The sequence below is a fragment of the Streptomyces chlorus genome (assembly GCF_042655885.1).
Taxonomy (GTDB): Bacteria; Actinomycetota; Actinomycetes; order Streptomycetales; family Streptomycetaceae; genus Streptomyces; species Streptomyces chlorus.
The window spans coordinates 1-3970 of sequence record NZ_JBHSOA010000026.1 but is presented as its reverse complement, the minus strand read 5'-3'; the positions used below and the strand labels follow the sequence as shown (position 1 = coordinate 3970).

At 70.5% G+C, this 3970-nt stretch carries 2 protein-coding genes; both read left to right on the top strand.

Going from position 1 to position 3970, the window contains the following annotated elements; genetic code table 11:
- On the top strand, nucleotides 1-2081 hold a 2081-nt coding region (locus ACFPZI_RS13930), incomplete at its 5' end, for a condensation domain-containing protein (RefSeq protein WP_381362972.1).
- On the top strand, nucleotides 2078-3970 hold a 1893-nt coding region (locus ACFPZI_RS13925), incomplete at its 3' end, for a condensation domain-containing protein (protein WP_381362970.1). The genes ACFPZI_RS13930 and ACFPZI_RS13925, both read left to right, overlap by 4 nt.

Below are 3970 nucleotides of genomic sequence, written 5' to 3'. Positions count from 1 at the left end.
TCGGCCGGGTCGACGACCAGGTGAAGGTGCGGGGCTTCCGCATCGAACTCGGCGAGATCGAGGCGGTGCTGGACGAGCACCCCGACGTGCACCGCGCCGTGGTGATGGCGCGGGAGGACCGACCGGGAACCCAGCGCCTGGTCGCCTACGTGGTCCCTGCCCAGGGCCACAACACCCCCGGCCCCGACCTCCGCGGCTACGTGCGCACGCGCCTTCCCGACCACATGGTTCCCGCCGCCGTCGTCCCCCTCGACGCACTCCCCCTCACCACCAACGGCAAGGTCGACCGCGCCCGGCTGCCCGCACCGGACCACGAGCACGATGCCGGGACCCGTCCTGCCCGAGGGCCGCGGGAGGCACTGCTGTGCCGGCTGTTCGCGGAGACCCTGGGAGTCGCGGACATCGGCATCGACGACTCGTTCTTCGCGCTGGGCGGGGACAGCATCATGTCCATTCAGCTGGTCGGCCGTGCACGTCGATCGGGCTCACGCTTCTCGGTACGCACCCTGTTCGAGCACCCCACGGTCGCGGAGCTGGCACGGGCCGCCGCCTGGGTCGACGAGGACGAGGGCGGGGAGAACGCCGCCGAGGCCGTCCGGGGTGTGGGCGTCTTCCCGGCGTTGCCGATCTCTCGTTCCCTGCTGGAACGCGGCGGCGACTGGGCCGCGTACCACCATGCACAGGTGCTGCGCGTACCGGCGGGGCTGACCTGGCCGGACCTCCTTGTCGGCGTCCAGGCCGTGCTCGACCGCCACGACGTACTCCGCTCCCGCGTGCGCCACGACCAGGAGCAGGGGCCGGTGATGGACGTCGCCGCGCCGGGTTCGCCGGCCACCGACACGGTCCTGTCCCGTGTGGACGTGCGTGGCTGGGACGGGTCCGAGGTGCGGGAGGAGACGACGGCGCGGGCCGCAGCGGCGGGGGACGAGCTGGACCCGGCCACGGGGATCATGCTGCGGCTGGTCTGGCTGGACGCGGGCGCGCAGGCCCCCGGAGTGCTGGTGATCGTCGCCCACCACATGGTGGTGGACGGGGTGTCCTGGAGGGTGCTGCTGCCGGACCTGGCGGAAGCGGTGCAGCACGCCGGGTCGGGCGGCGCGGCCGCGGCGTTGGCGCCCGTCGGCACGTCTCTGCGGGCGTGGTCGCTGGAACTGGCACGGCAGGCGGTGAGCGAGCGGCGTGAGTCCGAACTGGACTGGTGGACGTCCGTGCTGTCCCGCCGGACCCCGGTGGCCGACGGTGAGCTGGACCCCGAGCGCGACCGGTACAGCGCCATGGGGCTGTTGTCGGAGGTCGTGCCGTCGGACGTGTCGGAGATCGTGCTGACACGGACCGCGGATCTCTACAACGCGGGTGTGGAGGACGTGCTGCTGACGGCGTTCGCCCTGGCACTGTCGCGCTGGCGGCAGGCCCCTGACGGGTCGCCGAGCCCGGGATGCGTCGTGGAACTGGAAGGCCACGGCCGGCACGAGGAACTGATGTCCGGAGCCGACCTGTCGCGGACGATGGGCTGGTTCACCACGGTGTATCCGGTGTGGCTGGACCCGGGACGGATCCGGTGGTCGGAGACGGGCGGACCGGGCGTCGGAGAGGCGATCAAGCGGGTCAAGGAACAGCTCCGCGCGGTACCGGACCGGGGTGTCGGCTACGGCCTCCTGCGTCATCTCAACCCCGGCACCGCCGACGTGCTCCGCCAGTACCCCGCGCCGCAGGTGGGTTTCAACTACCTGGGCCGCATGCGTACCGCAGCGGGCGAGGACCACGACTGGGGGCTGCTGCCCGGTGCGGTGCACGGCACCGGACCCGCCGTGCCGCTCAGCCACGTGGTCGAACTCAACGCGGTCGCCGAGGAGCAGGACGGGCTCATCCGGCTCCGGGCCAACTGGAGCTGGGCACCACGGCTGCTGTCGGAGGACGACGTGCGCGCCCTGGCCCGGCTGTGGGTCTCCGCGCTCACCGGCATCGCCGAGCACACCAAGGATCCCGACGCCGGAGGGATCACCCCGACCGACTTCTCGCTTTCCACTCTGAGTCAGAGCGAGATCGACCTGCTTGAAGCTGACTGGGAGAGTTTCGAATGAGCACGCAGAAGCGCAATATCGCGGACATCCTTCCCCTGTCGCCGCTTCAGGAGGGAATGCTGTTCCACAGCATCCGTGACGAGGGCCCCACCGATCTCTACGTCCGCCAGCTGGCGTTCGACCTCGACGGCGAGATCGATCGGGACCGGCTGCACGCGGCGGCGGAGGCGCTGCTGCGCCGGCACGCGAACCTTCGGGTCGGCTTTCGCCACGAGGGCCTGGCGCAGCCGGTCCAGGTGGTGGCGCGGTCGGTGACGGTGCCGTGGCGCGACGAGGACGTCTCGGACGCGGAGGACGTCGACGCGGCCGCCGCGAAGCTGGTCGAGGCGGACCGGTGGGCGCGCTTCGACATGCGGCGCCCGCCGCTGGTGCGGTTCATGCTGATCCGCCTCGGCGGCGGTCGTCACCGGTTCCTGATGACCCACCACCACATTCTGTGGGACGGGTGGTCGTCCTCCGTGTTGCTGCGTGAGTTGCTGGGGCTGTACCGGCAGGGCGGTGACGACCGCGATCTGCCGCAGGTGCTTCCGTTCAAGGACTACCTGCGGTGGCTCGCCGACCGTGACCGGGACGAGTCCCGACGCGTCTGGCGCGATGCCTTGGCGGGAGTGGAGGGCCCGACGCTGGTGGGACCGGCGGGAGGAAGCCACACCGCCGTCGTCCCCGAGTCGATCACCGTCACGCTGGACGCGGACACGACGCAGGAGCTCGGCCGGTGTGCGCGGGAGTGGGGCGTCACGCTGAACACGGTGGTGCAGGCCGCGTGGGGGCTCGTGCTGTCATGGATGACCGGCCGGACCGATGTGGTCTTCGGTGCGACGGTGTCGGGGCGTCCCGCCGAGCTGGCGGGCGTGGAGTCGATGGTGGGGTTGTTCATCAACACCCTGCCGGTGCGCGTGAGCGTCGACCCTGCCGAATCTCTCAAGGACCTCGTCACACGGCTCCAGCGGGAGCAGGCTCAGCTTGCGGACCACCACTACGCCGGCCTGGCGGACGTTCAACGCTGGGCCGGACACGGTGAACTCTTCGACACGGTCACCGTCTTCGAGAATTACCCGTTCGACGCCGAGAGCCTCGAAAGTCTCTTCGAGGGCGTGCGGGTCACGGGCGTGGAAGCGCAGAGCGCGACGCATTACCCCGTTTACCTGCTCGCGATCCCGGGTGCAGAACTGACGCTGTGCATCAAGTACCAGCCGCACATGATCGCCCCTGAGGACGCTCACCGGTATACGGACGGCCTGCAGCGGGTCCTCAACGCAGTCACCCGCGAACCGGAAGGCCCGGTCGGCGGTGTCGACCTGCTGGGGACGGACGAACGGAAGCGGATTACGCAGGGGTGGAACGACACCGGTGTCGTGCCGGTGGTGTCGGAGTTCCTCGTTGAGCGTTTCGAGCGGCAGGTGGTGTCGGCTCCGGATGCGGTGGCGGTGGTGTGCGGGACCGAGGAGGTTTCGTATGGGGAGTTGAATGCGCGGGTCAATCGTCTGGCGCGGGTGCTGGCCGGGCGCGGGGTGGGGGCGGAGTCGTTCGTCGGGGTGCTGCTGCCGCGTGGTGTGGATCTGGTGGTGACGCTGCTGGCGGTGTGGAAGGCCGGCGCGGCCTATGTGCCGATCGACCCGGAGTACCCGGCCGAGCGGATCGGCTATGTGCTGGCCGATGCCGGTCCGGCGGTCACGGTGACCACCGGCGGTCTCGCGGAAATGCTGCCGCCGGACGTGTCGTGCCTGGTGGTGGATGATGCGGCGGTGGTGGCGGAGTGTGCCCGGCAGGATGCCTCGGATGTCGTGGTGGGGGTGCCGGATTCGTGTGCGGCGTATGTGATCTATACGTCGGGGTCGACGGGGCGGCCCAAGGGTGTGGTGGTGTCCCGGTCGAGTGTGGCCGCGTAT